The following is a 20,452-nucleotide window of genomic DNA, read 5'->3' as shown; positions in this document are numbered from 1 at the left end:
CAGCCGATAGCCGCGTGTCAGCGCCGCACGGCGCTCTCGAAAATGCGGATGGGCGCGCTCAGCGCAGCGCCTGTCACGGTGCCGATGGTCTGGCCGGCCTCGATTGCGGTGGCGCCAAAATTTCCGGACCCATTCGGGTCGGCATCGGAAAGCGATTGTCCTCGCAACAGCCGTTCGCCGAAGAGGCGGACGACCTCGGGGCTCGTTGCAAACTGGGTGTGGTTGAGACTGTCGCCGTCGCGCAGTTGAGTAAGGTCATAGACCGTAATGCCGGTCGCCTTTTCCAGCTGGGCCTTGTAGGCCGCGTCGGTAAGATCCACGCCCCCTACGCGCGTGACCTGGCCGGATATCAACCTCGAAAGGCGCAGAGCCCTGTCGTTCGCCGAAACGAATATTGAGATATGCGGCCGTTCCTGGCCGATATCCGTGAGCTGCTTGCGGAAAACGTCGATATCGAGATCCGGCGAGGCAAGGATGACGTCGGTGATCTTGGGCGATATGCGCTTGTTCTGCATCGATATATCGCGCAGTGCTTCCATCACCGGCCAACTTCCCATCGAATGACCGACGATCGTGATTTCGGAGACATCGGGGCTTTTTACCGCCTGCTGAATGACATAGACCAGTTCGGAGCGGGAAAAATTGGTACTTTCTCGATCGTAATTGTAATCGAGCAGAGCCCCGCGCGATGGCCAGGAAAACAGGACCGGGGTGACCTCCGCGCGCGAGTCGTGAACAATCTGCGCGAAGCGAAACACCGAATCCTCGAACCGGGTGTTGAAGCCGTGAACGAAGATCAATACGCGCCTGTCGCTTACCGCATGCGATCGGTACCAGGTACGAATATCTCCGATCTTGATCGGGTTCACCGCTGTCGTTACAAAACTCCGCTCAGGATCGCCAGGAAGCCGGCGCGGCCACTGGATTGTGCCGGGTTGACGGTTCGGCGGAATTGAAACCACGACATTGGCCAGGCTCAAATCGCTGCCGCGCTCGCCGCTGAAGAAGACCCCTTTCTGCGTCGTTGGCGCGCGGGTCGTGGCCACAAGGATATCAACCTTTGCCGTGTCGGGCGATGGCGCAGCCACGGGCGCGAGAACACCGCGTGCCGGCGAGGCGCATGCCGCAATGCCGCCGGCGACGAGCATCAGCAGGATTGCACGGAGGATCAATACGCTTCGACTGAGCACTGAGTGGGTATCCAATTCGCCATCACGACCATGACACAGTGAGCGCGCGAGAGTTCAAGCATAGTGTATTTGGAAGAAGGCGAGGATCAAGCCCACGGCGATGCCGATGAGGGGCGCAATTATTCCTCCAAGTTTTGCTCTCCTCAGCGCGCGTGCCTGACGCTCGCTTACCCTCCGGTTGGTCCGGTAGCGTTCCCTGAACCCTTCGAGATAGTGCCGTGAAAAGGCAGGCCGGTCGTCTCCCGCATCCGCCGCACGCAACCAGAATTCGGCATCGCGACCCGGCAGGTCGATATCCCCGACTTCGAGGGCCCGGAAACACTGCCATGACGACCAGACAAGAACCAATGTCAGGGATGCAAGCTCCCAGCCAACCGCCGGTGAGAATTCGCCTGCGGCAAGTGACGTAACCGCCCCGGTCGCGGTGGCAAGGGCAATGACGGAAAACAGCCGCAGAAGCCCCAAGGCCTGATTGTTGCTCGAATGAATGAGGGCGACGATGGCATTTTGCCGAAACCGCGTATCCTCAATCGCCAGTTTCCAGTCGTCGCTATCAAACATCGTAGTCAATACCTCCAGCCAGCGGGCGAGACTAGTACAAGAGCCAGCCAAGACCCGCCGCAACGATGACGCCGATCAGGAACAATACAGTGAAGGTGAAGGGACCGACATTCACGCCGAGTTTTCTCAATCGTTCGTCCACATCTTCATGACGCATCGAAAACCTCATCAATTGTTGCAGATCAACCGTGGAGCTTGCGCAGGAGAAGACCGAGACGTTCTTCGGGAGCAGCACTGGTGATTTCGCTTGCCGACCTGCGCGGTATCCCGCTCTTGCGTCCGGCGCGCACCTCCGTGGGTGTGTAACCGAATTCCCGCTTGAATGCCCGGCTGAATTCCGCGCCGTCGCTGAAGCAACGCTGCTCCGCAATTTCGACGATGCGGCGCTTGTCATTCGGATCCGCCAGTGCCGCATGCGCATCGAGCAGCCGTTGGTGCTGGACGTAGTGCATGACGCCGCCGAAAGGTTCGAACATCCGGTAAAGCCCGGTCCGCGAGATTGCGAGATCGCGCCGCAGTGCTTCGGCATTGAACGACGGGTCAAACAATCTGGCGTTTACGATACTGCGCGCCTTTTCGAGAAGAACGCGCGTGATCGGCGCCTGCGCCTCCTCGATTGTTCCGGGCGAAGGCATGACGCAAGCCCTGATCATCGCGCGCGTAGCGCCCACCAGTTCTGGAATATTCTCCGCCTCGACCCCCGGCAGCCGCTTGGCCAGGCCAATGAAGTAATCGGCGAGCAACCGGCCCATCGCTGTGTCGACGGAGGAAAATTCCGCGGCGCTGAGCGCATGGGCGACGTCCGGGTCGAAGTCGCGCGGAACGAAAAGCATCAGCATATCGCTGTCCGTTACATTGCCTTCGAACCAACGTCCGAGCGAATGGATCTGCACGATGCCCGCGCCGCCTGCAAAACTGCCTGCCGGACCGAGGGTGCTTATCGCTCCGTCGAGCGGAAGTGTCATTGTCCAGTGATCGAGCGCTTCCCGCCTCGTATGACCGGGAACGCTCGCAAATTCGAGTGCGTTGGTCCTGATCCTGGAAAAGGCGAGATTGCCGAGATCCCAGACGGTTTGCCTGCCGTCAAAGCCGTTCGACGTGTCCCTGCGGTCGCCGAACTCCAGCATGGAGGAGAAACTCTTGCGCCAGGATTCATATTGATCGTCAAGCGGCACGCCCCGGGTGTCGAACTTGAACGCGGGTATCGTCGTCGGGTAGGGAGGCCGCTTCGAAGGCAATGGAGGGCAGTCGATAGGAGATATCGCGGCCGCTTGGGCAAAGTTGTGATCAAGCGACGCTTCAGACGGTGTGGTGTGGTCATGGGCGTTCATGCCGTCACCATGCGCCGCAACAATCGAGTGAAAACCTTTGCCCATGCATCGCTATCCGTACCGGGCAAACTGGTTCGATCCGTTCTTGCTGAAGAAAATGCTGGCATTGCTACCCCAAAAATTCCCCGAAGTGACAAATCACGCAGTTACGAATGCTCGTCTTGAATAGTATGGCACAACCTCTATCGTCTGTTCAGTACGTAACTGTTACCAAACGGGTTGCACGACTGACGATCTCCTCCCGACAAGTGTCGGTTGTTAGCCAAAGCTTTGCCGGAGTTGTCAAAGAACTTTGCCGACCACAATACGGCCATCCATGACCGCATCCTTTCATGCGATCTATGCTGGGCTTGGGGCAGGTTGGCGAGAAGGTTGATCGGTTGTCGGTTCCTTGACGCGGAACGAGGCCACATAGAGGGCCGGCAGGAAGATCAAGGTAAGAACGGTCGCCACCAGCAAGCCGCCCATAATCGCAATTGCCATCGGCCCCCAGAAGATGGTCCAGGCAATCGGAATCATGCCGAGCACGGTGGATATCGCGGTGAGCATGATCGGGCGGAAGCGCGACACCGTGGCGTCGATGACGGCATTCCACACATCCGTTCCCTTGGCCCGCTCCGTCTCGATCTGTTCGATGAGTATGACGGCATTCTTGGCGATAAGCCCGAGCAGCGACAGGATACCAAGAATGGCGACAAAGCCTAAGGGCCGGTTGAAGATGAAGAGCGAACCGACGACACCGATCAATCCCATCGGAACAACGCTCATCACTAGGAACAGGCGGCTAAAGCTCTTCAGTTGCACCATGAGTATGGTGATCATCAGGAACAGCATGATCGGTACAACGGCAATCACGGACGCCTGCGACTTGGCGCTTTCCTCCACGGTGCCGCCTGCGACGATGCGATATGGAACCGGCAAGGTGGCGTTGAGTTTGTCGATTTCCGGTTCCATGGCCTGGACGATCGCCTCCGGCGAACCGCCCGCCGTTACATCCGCCTGCACGGTGAGTGTCGGCACGCGGTCGCGCCGCCAGATCACCGGGAACTCCTGGTCGACTTCAAAGGTCGCGAACTGGCTGAGCGGTACAGTACGGCCATTGGGAAGCGGGAACTGCAACGTGCGCAGATTGTCGAGCGATACGCGCTGCTCGTCGGTCGAGCGCACGACGACGTCGACCAGATAGATATCATCGCGCACCTGCGTGACCGCCATTCCGGACACGACGGTATTGAGCGCCGTCGCCAGCGCCTGCGAACTCAGGCCCAGGAGGCGCGCCTGATCCTGATCGATATGGACGCGGATGGAGCGGGCGGGTTCGATCCAGTCGAAATTGATGCGGTTGAGCTGCGAATTGGCGCCCATGACCTGTGCCAGGCGCTGAGCAATCTCTCGGACCTCGTTGGCATCAGGGCCGCTCACGCGATATTGCACCGGCCAACCAACTGGCGGACCGAGTTCGAGCAGCGAGACACGCGAAATGGCGCTTGGCACCTTTTCAGCCAATTCCTGTTCAAGTCGCGCGCGCAGCCGCTCACGGCCCGGAACGTCCTTCGCAACGACAACCGCTTGCGAGAAAAATTCATTGGGCAATTCGACGTTGAGCGGCAGGTAAAAGCGGATCGCGCCGCGCCCGACATTGGTGCTCCAATGTGCCACGTCCGGATCGTCCCTGAGGAGCGCGTCAAGTTGGTCCGATGCCTTCTGGCTCGCCTCGATGGACGCGTTCTGCGGCAGCCTTATATCGACAAGCAGCTCAGGACGGTCGGACGAAGGAAAGAACTGCCGCGGCACCAGCGGAAGCGCCAAAAGGGCGAGCACGAAACATGCAAGCGTGATGCCGATCGTCAGCCAGCGCATACGCAGCGCGCCGACAAGCAGGCTGCGGAAGAAGCGAAGAATGATGGAGGGCTTTCCGGTCTCGATCTTGTTGGGCTTCTTCAGCAACGCAACGCCGAGGAGCGGAGAGAAGATCACGGCGCCAAGCCAGGATACGACCAGTGCGATACTCACGACGGCAAAGATCGAGAATGTATATTCGCCGGCTGAACTGCGCGCAAAGCCGATCGGCACGAAGCCGGTTGCGGTGACCAGGGTGCCGGCAAGCATGGCGGCAGCGAGCGTCCGGAACGTGAAGCTCGCGGCCTCTTCCTTTTCATCGCCGAGTGCGAGCCGCGTCGTCATGGAATCGACCGTCGTCATGGCATCGTCGACGAGCAGGCTGAGCGCGATGATCAGGGCGCCAAGGGAGACGCGCTGCAGATCGATCCCGAGGATCTGCATCACCGCAAAGACCATCGCCAGCGATAGCGGTATCGCGAGGGCGACGACGGTTCCCGCCCGTATGCCCAAGCTGATGAAACTGACGGCCATTATGATGACGATCGCCTGCCAGAGCGATTCCGTGAACTCCCCGATTGCGTCATCGACCACCTGCGGTTGATTGGCGACGAGCGTCGTTTCGATGCCGATCGGCATGTTCGCGGTGATCTCTTTCATCGCCGCGGTAATGTTGTGGCCGAGCGCGAGAATATCGCCTCCTTCGCGCATCGATATCGCAAGACCCATGGCAGGCTTGCCGTTCACCCGGAACATCGGCTGCGGCGGGTCCGCATATGCGCGGTGAATTTCAGCGATGTCGCGCAGCCGGATCAGCCTGCCATTTGCGACGAAATTCAGGTTGCGAAGGTCCTCTTCGGAATCAAAGGCGCCGCTGACGCGCAGGCTCAAGCGCTCGTCGGCGGTTCGCAGGGTACCCGAAGGACTGACCACATTTTGCGCCTGCAAGGCAGCGATCACGGCGGTCCTGTCGATGCCGAGGCCGGCCATTTGTTCGGTGGAAAACTCGATGAAGATGCGTTCAGGCTGTGCGCCGAGCACGTCGATCTTGGATACGTCCGGCACATGCAGCAGGCGCGAGCGCGCCTCATCGACATAGTCGGCGAGTTCGCGCTGGGTAAAGCCGTCTGCCGTGAAACCGTAGATGATGCCGAACGTATCGCCGAAATCATCGTCGAATCCGGGGCCGACGATACCCGCCGGCAAGGTCGGGCGAATGTCGCCGATGCTCTTTCGTACCTGATACCAGACATCGGGAACTTCGGCCGCCGTCGTTGCGTCCTTGAGGTTGACGAAGATGGTCGTGACGCCCGCATTGGTAAAGCTGCGCAGGAAATCGACTTCGGGTATTTCCTGCAGCTTGCGCTCGAGCCGTTCGGTCACCTGTTTCAGCGTATCGTCGAGGGTTGCCCCGGGCCAGCCGGCCCTGACGACCATGGTCTTGATGGTAAAGGCTGGGTCCTCGTTGCGGCCAAGATTGATGAAGGCGAATACGCCGGCAACGACGACGGCAATCATCGCATAGATCACGAGCGAGCGGCTCTTCAGCGCCCAGGCGGAAAGATTGAAGCCGTTCATTGGGTGGATCCGAGTAGACGCACTTCCTGGCCGTCATGCAAAGCCTGGACGCCGGCCGTCACGACGACCTCACCGGGGGTGAGGCCCTGCGAAATGATGACGGTAGCGGGATCGAAGCGAACCACTTCGACATTGCGCGTCGACACAGTCTTCTTCTCCTGGTCGACAATCCAGACCGCAGGCTGGCTGTTGAACTTGGTGAGGGCCGTTGCTGGTATCGCGATCTCAGGCGATGAATCCACCGTCACACGGCCCGTCACGGTCGATCCAAGGCGCATGGCAGCGGGCGTGTCGCTGAGGCCGACGCGCACCCTGAAGGTCCGCGTCGTCGGATCGGCCTGCGGCGCCACTTCGCGCACTCGTCCGGTGGCCTTTACCGTCGGATCGTCGGTCAGCGCAACCTCGACAATCGCTGTGTCGTGCGCCTGTCGCAGCAACTGAGCCGGCACGTCGAATATCGCATCGCGCCCATCTTGGCGCGCAACCTGCAGCACCATTTGCCCTGCCTGTACGACCTCGCCGGGCTCGGCGCCGACAGCGGTCACGGTGCCCGCCGCATCTGCGTAGAGCTCGGTGAAGCCCACGCGATCCTCGGCATTTTCCAGCTGCGCCTGCGAACTGTCGACCTGCGATTGCGCCGCGCGCATCGCCTGCTGTGCCGCATCATATTGCGCGCGCGTGGTGAAGCCCTGCCTAAGCAGCGTTTCCTGCCGTGCGAATGCATTGCTCGTCTTGACGAGTTGCCCCTCGGCGGCGACGAGGGTTGCCTGTGCGGTGCGCAGCGCGCTGATTTCATTTTGCGGGTCCATGCGCGCAAGAATCTTCCCGGGTTCGACCGGGTCACCGACGTTGGCAAGGCGTTCGATCATGCGGCCTCCAAGGCGAAACGCGAAGGAGACCTGGTTCTCGGCCTCTACATGTCCGGTAAGGCTGACGCTGTCGCCAAGCTTGCGCTGTTCAACCGTAACCGTTCGCACCGGGCGAATGACCGGAGGCTCATCCTTGGCTTCGTCCCGGCATCCTGCAAGCATTGGACCTGCCATCAGAAGGCCCATGAACGCGCCCAGCGCGCGCACCCTTCGCATCGATTTATTCACTGAAACCAGCATTTCTCATGGACTCCAGGAAACTCTCGTGAAATGGGACAAAGCATGGGTCTGCGGGGCAATTCGACTATAACGTCTGCCAATCGTTTGTGATTGGTCAGAAATCCCAAATGCCCGCCCGGAATCCCAATTTCCGCAGTGCGAGAAGCGGCCTCCAGCTATCGTCCGAATGGTTGGCGTTGACGTGCACTCGTAAAGTGCTCAGCGTGGCCCAGGACCATGCGGGATTTTCGCCCACCGGAAGTTTGCATGAAGATCAGAGATTTAAAGGCGCTGCGTTGGGCCGGGTAATGCTCGGCGCGACAGAAACCGGCACATTGAAGCTGGGATCCTTATGTTGTCGCGATCGCATTTGCTGGCGTTTGTACGCAATACTCCGACGTAGCCGCGCACGGCAGCAAAATTAGAGACGCGCAGCCTATTTGTGGGATTCTGTGCTGATCACATAGAGAATTGAAACCTCCTATAATCTTTGCCGGAGCCACACCTTGCGCTCCCCTAACCTGACCAATTCTTGGGGGGTAACTCATGGCCTCAGGTTCTACTCAAAAGTTCTCATTGTTCGCGCTGACTGCCATGGTCGTGGGGTCGATGGTGGGCGCCGGCATTTTCTCGCTACCGCGCACGTTTGGTAACGCAACGGGTCCCTTCGGGGCGATCATCGCCTGGTGCATTGCCGGGACTGGCATGTATATGCTTGCCCGCGTTTTCCAGTCGCTTGCCGAGCGCAAGCCCGAACTCGATGCTGGTGTCTTCGCCTATGCCAAGGCGGGCTTCGGCGATTATCCGGGCTTCCTTTCGGCGTTCGGTTACTGGATCGGCAGCTGCATCGGCAACGTCTCCTACTGGGTGCTGATCAAGTCCACGCTTGGCCTGTTCTTCCCGGTCTTCGGAGATGGCAATACGGTGGTCGCCATCGTCGTCGCATCGATCGGCATCTGGCTGTTTCATTTTACGATCCTGAGAGGCGTCCAGCAGGCCGCGTTCATCAACACGGTCGTCACCGTCGCGAAGATCGTGCCCATCCTCACCTTCATTCTGATCCTCATCGTCATGTTCAAGGGCGACATGTTCAGCGCCAACTTCTGGGGCGGCGTCGGCATGCCCGACTCGCGCATCTTCGATCAGGTGCGGGCGACAATGCTGGTCACCGTCTTCGTGTTCCTCGGTATCGAAGGCGCGAGCAACTACTCACGCTACGCCTCAAAACGGTCGGATGTCGGTACAGCCACCATCCTCGGCTTCATCGGCGTCACCACCCTTATGGTGCTGGTGTCGCTGCTCCCCTATTCGGTCATGGCCCGCGCCGATATCGCGGCTCTGGGACAGCCCTCGATGGCCGGCGTTCTCGAAGCCGTCGTCGGCCACTGGGGGGCGATCTTCATCAGCGTCGGCGTGATCATTTCGGTGCTCGGCGCCTATCTCGCCTGGTCGCTGGTCTGTGCGGAAGTTCTCTACATCGCCGCGCAGAAGGAAGACATGCCAAGGGTGTTCGGGACCGAAAATTCAAACAAGGTTCCTGCGGCTGCGCTGTGGCTGACGAACATCGTGGTTCAGCTTTTCGTCATCAGCACCTACTGGTCGCGGGACGCCTTCGCGCTGATGCTGAGCCTGACCAGCGCCATGTCGCTGATACCCTATCTCTTCGTGGCCGCCTATGGCGTCATGCTGGCGCGGCGAGGGGAGAGCTACGAAAAGAAGCCTGAGGAGCGCCAGCGCGATCTGATCATTGCCGGCGTAGCCGCTGTCTACACCCTGTTCATGATTGCGGCGGGCGGACTGAAATTCGTTCTCCTTTCGGCGCTGCTCTACGCGCCGGGAACCATTCTCTATTTCTGGGCCCGCCGTGAGCGCGGCAAGCCAATATTCAACACAACTGTCGATTGGCTGATTTTCGCTGCAGCAGCAATTGGCTGCGTCGCCGCCCTGATCGGGCTCATATCCGGCTACATCACAATTTAAGCTACCTCGGGAGGTACAACCATGTCAGCTTCTCCAAATACTCAATCCAGCGACTTCGGGGTCCATTCCGAGGTCGGGCAGCTGCGTAAGGTCATGGTATGCGCACCGGGGCGGGCGCATCAAAGGCTCACACCCAGTAATTGCGACAGCTTGCTCTTCGACGACGTGCTCTGGGTCGATACCGCCAAGCGCGATCACTTCGATTTCATCACCAAGATGCGCGATCGGGGTATCGAAGTGCTGGAAATGCATAATCTCCTTACTGAAACCGTGGCGGTTCCTGAAGGCAAGAAGTGGATTCTCGACAATCAGGTTGTCGTCAATCAGGTTGGGTTGGGCTTGGTGGACGAGATCCGCAGCTATCTCGAGGGACTTTCCAACCGCGAACTGGCCGAGACCCTCATCGGCGGCCTTTCCACCTATGAGTTTCCGGAGACCCATGGCGGCGAGATGCTGAAGCTTGTCAGGGACGCGGCAGGCGTCAATGAGTATCTGCTGCCGCCGCTGCCCAATACGCTCTATACCCGTGATACGACCTGCTGGATCTATGGCGGCGTTACCTTGAACCCGCTCTACTGGCCTGCGCGCCATGAGGAGACGATTCTAACGACCTCGATCTACAAGTTCCATCCGAGCTTTGCCGGCAAGGTCAATGTCTGGTGGGGCGATCCGACTGAGGATTGGGGTCTCGCCACGCTCGAAGGCGGCGATGTCATGCCCATCGGCAAGGGCAATGTTCTTATCGGTATGAGCGAGCGCACCTCACGCCAGGCTATTAGCCAACTCGCGGCCAAGCTTTTCGAAAAGGGTGCGGCCGAGCGCGTGATCGTTGCGGCCATGCCGAAGCTGCGAGCAGCAATGCACCTCGATACGGTGTTCACCTTTGCCGACCGCGATTGCGTGCTGCTCTATCCGGATATTGTCAATGGTATCGACGCTTTCTCCTATCGCCCCGGTGACAAAGAAGGAACTGTCGAACTTCACAAAGACAAGGGCACGTTCGTTGAGACCGTACGCGATGCGCTCGGCCTCAAGAAGATGCGCGTCGTCGAGACGGGCGGCAACGACTATATGCGTGAACGCACGCAGTGGGACAGCGGCGCCAATCTCGTTTGCGCTTCGCCGGGTGTCGTTTATGCCTATGACCGCAACACCTACACCAATACCTTGCTGCGCAAGGAAGGCATCGAAGTGATCACCATCAGTGGCGCCGAACTCGGCCGTGGCCGGGGCGGCGGCCATTGCATGACTTGCCCGATCGCCCGCGATCCGGTCGACTATTGATTAGCCGGATCTATCTGAACTATCCCTGGGGCCGCTTGGAGCGGCCCTTTTAGATGGTTCAGATGGTGATGCGGCCCGTGGCAATGCCGAAAATCGCGATAGCCGCCCCGAGAGCCGCAATGGCGAACATGATCATTTCTGTTGGTGTAAAGACCTTCCTGCCCTGCTCGCGCCGGGCCATGATGAAAAGGATCGTGCCCGGGCCGTAGAGTACAAGCGAGAGCAGAAGATGCTTGGCGCCGGCGGCATAGATGAGACCTGAAGTATAGACGAGCGCAACCAAGCCCCTGATCAGGTCCGTCCGGTGGCCGGCGGGATCGCGGTCATAGGTTTCTTCTGTCCAGGCAAGCTTGAACCCATAGGCTGCCACGAGCAGATAGGGGATAAGGATCATCGAACTCGTCAATTCGATCGCGAGGCGAAACGCATATTCAGTGAAAAGCGTGATGATCAGAAACGACTGCACGATGATATTGGTCAGCCAGAGTGCGTGCGACGGCACACCATTCTTGTTTTCATGGGAGAGAAACCGCGGCATCGTCTCGTATTTCGAGGCAGAGAAGAGAATTTCTGCGGCCAGAAGCACCCACGACAGATACGCGCCGAGAACCGAAATCAGCAGGCCGAAGCTGACGAATATCGCGCCCCAGGGTCCGACCACCGCCTCGAGCACGCCCGCCATCGACGGGTTGCGCAACTGGGCAAGATCGGTGCGCAACATCACGCCATAGGACAGGATGGTAACGAGGACGAGAAGGCAAAGCACGCCGAGGAAGCCAACAACCGTGGCCACGCCGACATCATTGCGGTTGCGCGCGTAGCGGGAGTAAACGCTTGCGCCTTCGATGCCGACGAACACGAAGACCGTGACCAACATAGTGCCGCGCACCTGACTGGCGATGTTGCTGAAACTGACGTCTTCGCCGCCCCAGAAATTGAGGGCAAACACGTCTGCCTTGAAGCCGTAGATGACGAAGACGATGAATAGAAGGATCGGTATGATCTTGGCGAAGGTGACGATCGTATTGATCGACGCCGCCCCCTTCACACCCTTCAGGATCAGCGTGTGAAAACTCCACAGGATGACGGATGAGGCGACGACGGCGATGACCGTATTGCCATCGCCGAAGACCGGAAAGAACAGGCCGAGCGTCGATTTGATCAGCACGAAATACGACACATTGCCGAGGCACGCTGCCGACCAGTAGCCGAGGGCCGACAGGAAGCCGAGATAATTGCCGAAGCCGGCCTTGGCATATGCGTAGATGCCGGCATCAAGGTCCGGTTTTCGGCGGGAAAGGACCTGGAACACGAAGGCCAGCATGAGCATTCCGACGCCGGCGATCGACCAGGCGATCAGTGCGCCGAAAGGCCCTGTGACGCGGCCGAAGCCTTGGGGCAGGGAGAAGATGCCGGCGCCGACCATCGATCCGACCACCATGGCCATCAGTGCCCATACGGAGAATTTTATCTCGGATGTCGATGCCATTTCGCCCCACAAGCAGATGCTGATTTCGCCGAATCGTGCCGGCCGCCAGACGGCCCCGCAACCACTTTAACTTTCGGCCGCGACGGTGTGATTGGCATCCAGTCCCAAACCTTTGCACCGGATACTATTCGCCAGAACAAAAGCAGTCCCTCCGGCAAATAAAAACCAAAAAGCCAGCAACAATTCGAAAGCATTCTTCCTAGAAATTCGCTTATAATAGAACCGGTTATTGCGTGGCATAACTACTGCCAGCCGGTTGCATCATCCCGATTTTCTACGAGGGTCGCTTCGATGGCTTCAGACCGTGGGACAGCTCACAATGGCGTCGCACCTTCGCCCTTGGGCTCGATCAGCCTCTGGCTGCTGCTGTTTGCGCTTTGGCTGATCATGAATGCCAGTATCGAGCTTCCGGTCGTCCTCACTGGCGCCGTGATCGCACTCGTCATCGACTGGATCTTCATGCGTCGCAGCGGCACCTGGTGGCAGGTGATACTGACCCCGAAAAGCGTGGTCCATTTCATTGCCTATACCGGTGTTTTCTTTGTAGAGTTGGTGAAGGCCAATTTGAATATGCTGCGCTATGTTTATTCGCCGCGCATCGACATTCACCCCGGCATCGTCAAGATCAATACGGGGCTCAAATCGCCGATAGGACGTCTGGCTCTTGCCAACTCAATTGCGCTCACTCCCGGATCCCTGGTCATGGATATCCAAGGCGATGTGATTTTCATTCACTGGCTGGACGTCAAGACCGTCGAGCCAGGGCTTGCGACTGAAATGATCGCAGCGCCCTTCGAGAAACATCTGGGAGCGGTCTTTGGCTGATATCATCCTGAAGATTGCCGGTGCCCTGATCTTCCTGAGCATCACATGCGGTATCATCCGGCTCGTCATCGGGCGCACGATCGTCGACAGGGTCGTTGCCATCGACATGCTGACGGTTGTCTCAATCTCGCTTATCGCCCTTTACGCCCACTTGTCGGGCCGTTTCGTCTATATCGACGTGTCGCTCGTCTATGGCCTTCTCAGCTTTCTTGCAGTGCTTGCGATCGCGCGTTACCTCGAGCGGAGGTCGTAGCGCCATGCTGGAACTGCTGGTCATCCTCGTTTGTGCCGGCATCCTTGTGAGCGGCGTCCTTGCCGTTTGGCTCAGCAACCTGCTCGCCGCGATGATCAGCGCGAGTCTTGCCAGCCTTTTTGCAGCCGTCTCCTATGTTTTGCTTGCGGCTCCCGATGTGGCGATGGCAGAGGCGGCGATCGGTTCTGGCCTGGCGACCCTGATCTTCCTCTATACGATGCGCAAGACCGATGGCGGGAGAGAGCCATGACGGAACTGACCGGCAGTATCATAATCCTTGCCGGTGCATTCTTTCTCTTTTCCGCCGGGCTCGGTCTTTTGCGCATGCCCGATGCTTTCACCCGTATACAGGCCGGCACCAAGGCGTCGACACTCGGCAACATTCTCGTTCTTGTCGGGCTGGGCTTTTACCACCCCGATTGGAGCCTGAAGCTGCTGATCGTTGCCTATTTCGTGCTGATGACGAATCCCCTGTCATCCCACGCACTTTCGCGTGCCGCGCACAGGATCGGCATTCCAATGGCAGCGTCGACCTTCACCGACGCATTGCGTGACGCGGAAAACGAACAGAAAGGGAGGGGCGCCCAATGAAGCGAAGCTTCGCCATTCTCGCTGTCATCATGTTCGGGGTGATCTTTTTCGGCCTGATTACAGGGTATACCGAACGCCAGACGATATCGCCGCTTGCTGAATATTATCTCACGCAGGTCCCGCGCGAACTTGGCGCGCCGAATGTGGTGACCGGGATCCTGATCACCTATCGTGGCTTCGACACGCTCGGGGAAGTGGCCGTACTTTTCATGGTGGCTGCGAGTGTTGGCGTGCTCCTCAAAAGCAACACTGGGCAAGATGCGCCAAGTGGTGCCGGAAGGCGCGAACCGAGCGAGCTCGTTCGCACCGGAGCTGAGGTCATCCTGCCGCTCATTTTCCTTTTCGGCGCCTATGTGATCATGAACGGCCATCTTTCAGCGGGCGGTGGTTTTCAAGGCGGCGCTGTGGTGGCATCCGGCGTCATGTTGCTGATGCTGGCGAGCCCGGCCAGCCAACTCCATCACGGCTTCCTCAGCGTGACGGAGTCGCTGGCAGGGGTTATCTATGTCTCGATCGGCGTCCTCGGAATTGTTTTTGCTGGAGGATTTCTCGACAGCCACATTCTCCCGCTCGGCAAATTCGGCACGTTCCCCAGCGCTGGGGCGATCCCGGTCATATCGGCACTGCTTGGCATCAAGGTCGGCGCGGAACTGAGTGTCGTCATCGATCGGTTCCGAAGCTGACATGGCAGGCGAGGTACGTTGATGGGACTGCCGGTTTCGCAAATCTTGCTCGTTACGGGGTTTCTTTTGATCCTGATCGGATTTTGGGGAATCTTTGCCCACCGCAATATCCTGCGCATCATCATCGGGTTTTCGCTGATCGACACCGGCATTCACATCGTCATGGTGGCAACCGGCTATGTGACCGGTGGTACTGCGCCAATCATTGATGCCGCATTGGAAAAGGCGCACGCTGCGGCGAAAGCTGTGGATCCTGTTCCGTCGGCGCTGGTTGTCACCGCCATTGTCATCGGCTTTTCCGTCACTGCGATCATGCTGTCCTTCGCAATACGCCTGTACGACGCAAAGAAGACGCTTGATATCGACGCCTTCACGGAGTCGAAATGGTAGAGGCGTTGTTGCAACCGCTGAACATTTTCCTGTTCGGCCTTGGCGGCAGCTTTCTTATCCCGCTGCTTTACCGGATCGCCAAGCCTTTGCCCGCGGTCGCGTTCGGCCTTGCACTTGTTGGGATGACAGCCATCAGCGCTGCCTGCCTGTGGGCGGTTTATCATGGGCAGCCTGCGCTGGAGAGTTTTACGGCCGGCAGCGTACCACCCTATTCGATCAATCTACGCATTGGCCCTTGGGAAGCCATCTGTGCCTTCAGCATCAACATTGTCGGGCTTCTGGCTGCCTGGCACCTGTGGGGCCAGCTCCGTCAAAGTTACGCAGCCCTGTTGCTCTTTCTGCTGCTGATCATGGGCGTGAACGGCATGGTGATGACGCGTGATCTGTTCAACTTATTCGTGTTCCTCGAAATTGTATCGATTGCGACCTACGGCCTCTTGGGCTTCGACGGGACCCCCGCCGCGCTCGCCGCCGGCTTCAAATACATTCTGGCGACTGTGCTTGCATCGACCTTTTTCCTGCTTGGCACCGTGCTGCTTTATCATGTGACCGGCACACTCAACATCGATGATCTGATCGTTCACCGTGACCAGATAGCGGGCCCGATCGGAACGACGGCACTCCTGTTCGTGCTCGCCTGCCTTCTTATCGAATTGAAGCCGTTTCCAGCCAATGGCTGGGGCCTCGATGTGTACGAGTCAGCGTCGAGCGGCATTGCAGCGCTCGTTTCCGGTGTGGTCTCGGCAGGCGTGTTCTTTGCCCTGTTCAAATTGCTCCCGCTTTTTGACGATTTTCTCACAATCATTGCGGTTTCGGGCGGCGCCACGTTTCTGTTCTCCAACCTTGCAGGGCTGCGCCAGACGAATGTTCAGCGCATCCTCGGCTATTCGTCGATGGCACAAATGGGATTACTGACGCTCGCGCTTGCGCTGATGCGGCAGCTTGGCTCTGACGCGTCGATGCCGCTTGTGGTTGGCGGTCTCTTCGTCAATCACCTCTTGGCAAAGGCCGGTCTCTTCTTTCTGGCAGGCGCTGTCGACCGGCATAAGGTCGATGGCTGGGCTACCATCGCCGGACGTCCGCTACTCCTGCTGGTCTTCGCCATGCTGCTTCTTGCCATTGGCGGCCTTCCGCCTTTTCCAGGGTTCTGGTCCAAATGGGAACTGGTCATGAGAGTGGCCGATGCCGGACAGTATGGATGGATCGCCGTCATTCTGGTCGGGTCGCTTTTCGAGATCGCGTATATGTTCCGCTGGTTCAAGGAGGCGACCCGCGCCGCGCCTGAAGTGCAGATCGTGGAGGTCTCTCCCGGTCATCTCGTACCGGCGGGAATGTGCGCCCTGCTTCTCTGCGTTTCCGGCTATATCGCGGCGAGCCTTTCGGGTGCCGCCTCTCTCTGGCTGTTTGCGCCGCTTGGCGGGGCGGGCTTTCTTTGTCTGCTCGACCGGCTTCCGGGCCGATTGAAATCCGTGTTGATGCTCGTCCTCGTTCTTGTCGTTGGCGCCTGGATCATTTCTCCCGCAGAGGGCATAAGCCGGCTGTTTGCGGTGCTGCTTCTTGCAGGCGGTCTGGTCGTCGCTGCGGCAAGTCTTTATCGCACCGATCCTCGCCCGGGTTATTACCCACTCATGGCGCTCCTGCTACTTTCCATTGCAGCGCTTCTGCGGACGAAGACCAGCCTCGAATTCTTCTTCAGCTGGGAGATGATCACGCTCGCGTCCTATTTCCTGATCGCCCAGGCGCGCGGCGCACATGCTTACGCGCTGCCATTCCTGTTGTTCTCCATTGCCTCGGCCTTCTGCCTGCTCACTGGCTTCGCCATTGCCGCTGCCGCCAATGGTACGATGGATCTTGCTGCGTTTGGCGCAGCCGGAAACGATGCCTGGCGGGCATTCGTCCTGCTGGCAATCGGCTTTCTCATCAAGGCGGGTGCTGCTGGTGTCCATGTCTGGTTACCGGGCGCCTATGCGGAAGCCGACGACGACCTTTCGGCTATGTTGTCTGCTGTCGTCAGCAAGGTCGCCATCTTTGGACTGTTTTCAGTCACCTATCTCGCCATTCGCTCGCAGATCGGGCTCGACATGGCGCATGTCGTGGGTTGGGTCGGCCTGCTGACAACCGTATTCGGCGCTCTAATGGCGTTGCAGCAGAATGACGTGAAACGCATGCTGGCCTATTCGAGCATGAGTCAGCTCGGCTATATTGTCACTGCCATCGCACTGATGAGCCATCTCGGCTGGGTCACAGCGCTTTATCTCGTCGCCAACCACCTGATGGTGAAAGGCATCTTGTTCCTCGCTGCAGCCGGCATCATCCTGCGAACCGGAACGCGTCTGATCGATGGAAGCGGCGGATTGGTGCGCAACATGCCTTTCACTTTTGCGGCCGTCGCCACGGCGCTCATCTCAATGTCAGGCCTGCCGCCGCTTGCCGGTTTCGGGGGAAAATGGCTGCTGCTCAGCGCCCTGGTGGAGAAGGGCTGGTACGGACTGGCAGCGATGGCTGTCGTCGCGACGTTCGTCGGCTTCCTCTACATGTTCCGCCTGGCCTATTCGGTTTTTCTCGGGGAGCGAAGGGCCGGACTTGACGCTGTTCAGGAAGCGCCCCTGGCGTTGCTGATGCCGCAGTATGTGCTGGTCGCAGCCATACTGGCTTTGACCTTTTTCCCGAAGATCTTCATGGAGCCAGTATCCGCGGCGATCGACCCGACATTTGCATCGACGCTGGTGTGGGAAGGCATGTCGCTCGAAACGATTTACGGTTACTGGAATCCGCTACCTGTCATGGCGATAACGGTCGCGCTTGCCGCGGTCCTCTTCTTCGTGGTCTGGCTGCGCTACGTATACGGCTACCGCAGGACCCCGACGACGGGCGTCGCGGTCTTTTACGCATTCTATCAGCCGACGCTTGCGCACTTGCTGAAGCCGGTCGCGATCGCATTCTGGCGCGGTGTGTCGGCGTTAACGCTAGGCGCCGCGGACCGGGTCAGAAAGGTCTATACCGGAAACGGCCAGACCTACTGCCTATGCGTCCTTTGGTATGTCATCGTTATTATTGCGGTCGGGACGATCGGCCACTAGCGCCGATCTGCGCTCAGCAGGGCGCGATGAAGATCGTGCCGTCGCTGCGCCGATAACGGCACTTGCTCCGGTCCTGGCTCGGCGTCGATGCTGTACCGACGACAGCGCCAAGGAGGGCACCACCAGCAGCGCCACCCACGGTGCTGCGCGTATTGTTGCCGATCGCTTGACCGGCAACGGCGCCGACGCCCGCACCGACCACCGCGCCAGTTCCTGCACGCCGATCCTGTTCGTTCGTGGCACAGGCCGAAAGCAATGCAGTTGCGCTTACAACAAGAATGGCCACATTCAACGATTTCATGACGACCTCCTCGACAAATTCGTTTCGCTCGCCAGTGAGTTCAATGTTCAGGAAGCGCCAACGTCAACAAGGATCGCTTTCCCCGAGCCACGCATACCGAAGAAATGGACGCCAGGCCTAGTCTACGGATTCTCGGCAAAGTCACCGTAAACTTGACAGGCCTGCCGCCCGCGACATGCGCCCGGTTGGCGCATGTCGCCAAGGTCTATTGCGATTTGTGTCTTCCGCCCGGATCTGCAGCTGTCTTGGTTTGCTCAAGGACAGCTTCGGTTATCGAATTCGGCAGTCGACGCGGTGTCTCGATGAGCCCCAGCAGCGGCATGATGACGATGAAGAATGCGAAATAGTAGAGCGTCGCGAACTGGGACAGGATGACGTAAACGCCTTCCGGCGGCCGTGAGCCCAGCCAGCCGAGGAAGAGGCCGTTGGCGACGAAGAGCGCAAAGAACAGCCTGTACCAAGGACGGTACACCGCCGAGCGCACCTTTGACGTGTCGAGCCACGGTACGAAAAACAACACGGCGATCGCGGCAAACATGGCCAGTACGCCGCCCAGCTTGGAATCGATCGGTCCAATGCTGAAGGTGATGGCACGCAAGATGGCGTAGAACGGGAGGAAGTACCATTCAGGTACGATATGTGCCGGCGTCTTCAGTGGTTCGGCAACCGTGTAATTGTCAGGATGGCCGAGAAAGTTCGGCATATAGAAGACGAAATAGGCCAATACGAGCGAGAAAACGACAATTCCAAGCGCGTCCTTAACCGTTGCGTGGGGCGTAAAATCAACGACGTCGGCGCTCGACTTTACGTCAATGCCGATCGGATTGTTTTGGCCGACCACATGCAATGCCCAGATATGCAAGGTCACCACGCCGACAAGCATGAATGGCAGCAAGTAGTGCAGCGCAAAGAACCGGTTGAGGGTGGGATTGTCGACGGCGAAACCTCCCAACAACAGTTGCTGTATCCACTGGCCTGCCACCGGTATGGCGGTGAAGAAGTTGGTGATGACGGTGGCGCCCCAGAACGACATCTGTCCCCAGGGCAGCACGTAGCCCATGAAGGCCGTCGCCATCATCAACAGGAAGTTGGTGCAGCCGAGGACCCACAGAAGCTCGCGGGGCGACTTGAAGGAGCCATAGTAAAGACCCCTGCCGATGTGGATATAGACTGCGATGAAGAAGAACGACGCACCGTTCGAATGCAGATAGCGCAACAGCCAGCCGGAATTCACGTCACGCATGATCTTTTCGACTGAATCGAAGGCCAGTACAGTATTGGGAGCATAATGCATCGCCAGGACGACGCCGGTCAGGATCTGCGAAACCAGCATGACGGTGAGAATGCCGCCGAAGGAATAGGCGTAGTTCAGATTGCGCGGGACCGGGTAGACGATGAACGAATCATACACCAGTCGGGGCAGCGGCATGCGGGCATCCAGCCAGCGCTCAATGCCTGTCTTTGGCGTATACGGCGAACCCACACCCCGCATCGCATTTCTCCCGTTACCTTGACCTTCAGCGTTGTGTCTCGCGCAGTTTATTTCACCGGCATGACAACCGGGGCATCCTTTTTCTTCAGCAGCACGACGATGAATTTCGCCGGTTTGGTCTTGCTGGCATTGCGGCTGATCAGGTGAATGTCGTCAGGACTCTCGTAGAAGGTCTCGCCCGGTGACACGGTGACTTCCTTTTCTCCCTTGACCTGCATCACGATGGAACCCTCGAGCACATAGACGAACGCGTTAGCTTCGTGTTTGTGAATAGGTGACGAGCCACCCGGGCCATATTCGACCGAGATCATCAAGCCCTCCTTGCCGGGATAGTTCGGGAGGTCCTTTTTCATGAGCGGCGTGACTTTTGCAGTGTCGCCAGCGGCGACCGACGGCAAGGTGCCAACGAGACAAATGGCGGCGGATACAAAAAGCCTCAACAAAGCTGATTTCATTGTCGTGATCCCTTAGGTTGTTGAACGCAAATAGATGGATGG

The 20,452-nt window shown here is 58.7% G+C and carries 19 protein-coding genes; 9 read left to right on the top strand and 10 right to left on the bottom strand.

What is annotated here, in order from left to right; translation table 11 throughout:
* Nucleotides 1-17 precede the first annotated feature (17 nt).
* The 6 genes from AC1DNI_RS19405 to AC1DNI_RS19380 form a co-directional block, all read right to left on the bottom strand.
* On the bottom strand, nt 18-1,172 hold the full coding sequence (locus AC1DNI_RS19405; protein ID WP_477693054.1) for an alpha/beta hydrolase: 1,155 nt from the start codon (nt 1,170-1,172) through the stop codon (nt 18-20).
* Between the two features lie 72 nt (nt 1,173-1,244).
* The gene (locus tag AC1DNI_RS19400) at nt 1,245-1,751 is read right to left on the bottom strand and encodes a hypothetical protein (RefSeq protein WP_477693053.1); all 507 of its coding nucleotides are present in this window, start codon (nt 1,749-1,751) and stop codon (nt 1,245-1,247) included.
* Nucleotides 1,752-1,782: 31 nt separating this feature from the next.
* Nucleotides 1,783-1,908 (bottom strand): hypothetical protein, encoded by a 126-nt coding sequence (locus AC1DNI_RS19395; protein ID WP_280139098.1) that lies wholly within the window; start codon nt 1,906-1,908, stop codon nt 1,783-1,785.
* 25 nt (nt 1,909-1,933) lie between these two features.
* Nucleotides 1,934-3,127 carry a helix-turn-helix domain-containing protein gene (locus AC1DNI_RS19390; RefSeq protein ID WP_477693052.1) on the bottom strand — a complete coding sequence of 398 codons (1,194 nt, stop codon included), beginning with the start codon at nt 3,125-3,127 and terminating at the stop codon, nt 1,934-1,936.
* Nucleotides 3,128-3,421: 294 nt separating this feature from the next.
* Nucleotides 3,422-6,499: an efflux RND transporter permease subunit gene (locus AC1DNI_RS19385; protein WP_477693051.1), complete on the bottom strand. Its 3,078-nt coding sequence runs from the start codon at nt 6,497-6,499 to the stop codon at nt 3,422-3,424.
* A complete protein-coding gene (locus tag AC1DNI_RS19380; RefSeq protein ID WP_477693050.1) occupies nt 6,496-7,608 on the bottom strand; it encodes an efflux RND transporter periplasmic adaptor subunit in 1,113 nt (370 codons plus the stop codon). The genes AC1DNI_RS19385 and AC1DNI_RS19380 overlap by 4 nt, the downstream gene beginning before the upstream one ends.
* Nucleotides 7,609-8,133: 525 nt before the next feature.
* Between AC1DNI_RS19380 and AC1DNI_RS19375 the strand changes: the two genes are divergently transcribed.
* A complete protein-coding gene (locus AC1DNI_RS19375; protein ID WP_477693049.1) occupies nt 8,134-9,567 on the top strand; it encodes a basic amino acid/polyamine antiporter in 1,434 nt (477 codons plus the stop codon).
* Between the two features lie 21 nt (nt 9,568-9,588).
* On the top strand, nt 9,589-10,851 hold the full coding sequence (gene arcA, locus AC1DNI_RS19370) for an arginine deiminase (RefSeq protein WP_091951636.1): 1,263 nt from the start codon (nt 9,589-9,591) through the stop codon (nt 10,849-10,851).
* A gap of 58 nt (nt 10,852-10,909) precedes the next feature.
* Here arcA and AC1DNI_RS19365 read toward each other — a convergent pair whose 3' ends face one another.
* Nucleotides 10,910-12,340 (bottom strand): basic amino acid/polyamine antiporter, encoded by a 1,431-nt coding sequence (locus AC1DNI_RS19365; protein WP_477693048.1) that lies wholly within the window; start codon nt 12,338-12,340, stop codon nt 10,910-10,912.
* A gap of 291 nt (nt 12,341-12,631) precedes the next feature.
* On the opposite strand from AC1DNI_RS19365, the gene AC1DNI_RS19360 reads away from it, so the two are divergent.
* Genes AC1DNI_RS19360 through AC1DNI_RS19330 form a run of 7 tightly spaced genes read left to right on the top strand, consistent with a single transcriptional unit; the run spans nt 12,632 to nt 18,162 of the window.
* Nucleotides 12,632-13,165, top strand: a complete 534-nt coding sequence (locus AC1DNI_RS19360; protein ID WP_477693047.1) for a Na+/H+ antiporter subunit E — start codon at nt 12,632-12,634, stop codon at nt 13,163-13,165.
* The gene (locus AC1DNI_RS19355) at nt 13,158-13,418 is read left to right on the top strand and encodes an MrpF/PhaF family protein (protein WP_477693046.1); all 261 of its coding nucleotides are present in this window, start codon (nt 13,158-13,160) and stop codon (nt 13,416-13,418) included. The genes AC1DNI_RS19360 and AC1DNI_RS19355 overlap by 8 nt, the downstream gene beginning before the upstream one ends.
* 4 nt (nt 13,419-13,422) lie before the next feature.
* On the top strand, nt 13,423-13,668 hold the full coding sequence (locus tag AC1DNI_RS19350; protein WP_477693045.1) for a Na(+)/H(+) antiporter subunit B: 246 nt from the start codon (nt 13,423-13,425) through the stop codon (nt 13,666-13,668).
* Complete coding sequence (mnhG, locus tag AC1DNI_RS19345) at nt 13,665-14,009, top strand: monovalent cation/H(+) antiporter subunit G (RefSeq protein WP_477693044.1); 345 nt, start codon at nt 13,665-13,667, stop codon at nt 14,007-14,009. The genes AC1DNI_RS19350 and mnhG overlap by 4 nt, the downstream gene beginning before the upstream one ends.
* Nucleotides 14,006-14,692 (top strand): hydrogen gas-evolving membrane-bound hydrogenase subunit E, encoded by a 687-nt coding sequence (gene mbhE, locus AC1DNI_RS19340; RefSeq protein WP_477693043.1) that lies wholly within the window; start codon nt 14,006-14,008, stop codon nt 14,690-14,692. Before mnhG ends, mbhE begins: the two co-directional genes overlap by 4 nt.
* A 21-nt stretch (nt 14,693-14,713) precedes the next feature.
* Nucleotides 14,714-15,082, top strand: a complete 369-nt coding sequence (locus AC1DNI_RS19335) for a sodium:proton antiporter (protein ID WP_477693042.1) — start codon at nt 14,714-14,716, stop codon at nt 15,080-15,082.
* On the top strand, nt 15,076-18,162 hold the full coding sequence (locus AC1DNI_RS19330; RefSeq protein ID WP_477693041.1) for a proton-conducting transporter transmembrane domain-containing protein: 3,087 nt from the start codon (nt 15,076-15,078) through the stop codon (nt 18,160-18,162). The genes AC1DNI_RS19335 and AC1DNI_RS19330 overlap by 7 nt, the downstream gene beginning before the upstream one ends.
* A gap of 13 nt (nt 18,163-18,175) precedes the next feature.
* Here the strand turns inward: AC1DNI_RS19330 and AC1DNI_RS19325 are convergent, their stop codons facing one another.
* From AC1DNI_RS19325 to AC1DNI_RS19315, 3 genes are all read right to left on the bottom strand, one after another.
* The gene (locus AC1DNI_RS19325) at nt 18,176-18,463 is read right to left on the bottom strand and encodes a glycine zipper 2TM domain-containing protein (protein ID WP_153670223.1); all 288 of its coding nucleotides are present in this window, start codon (nt 18,461-18,463) and stop codon (nt 18,176-18,178) included.
* A gap of 205 nt (nt 18,464-18,668) precedes the next feature.
* On the bottom strand, nt 18,669-19,955 hold the full coding sequence (locus AC1DNI_RS19320) for a cytochrome b (RefSeq protein ID WP_477693040.1): 1,287 nt from the start codon (nt 19,953-19,955) through the stop codon (nt 18,669-18,671).
* A gap of 47 nt (nt 19,956-20,002) precedes the next feature.
* Entirely contained in the window at nt 20,003-20,410 is a 408-nt protein-coding gene (locus AC1DNI_RS19315) for a cupin domain-containing protein (protein WP_174208418.1), read from the bottom strand.
* Nucleotides 20,411-20,452 lie beyond the last annotated feature (42 nt).

Source organism: Phyllobacterium sp. 01N428 (genome assembly GCF_056399405.1).
The sequence above is the reverse complement of the archived record's forward strand: the minus strand, read 5'-3'. Positions and strand labels throughout refer to the sequence as shown.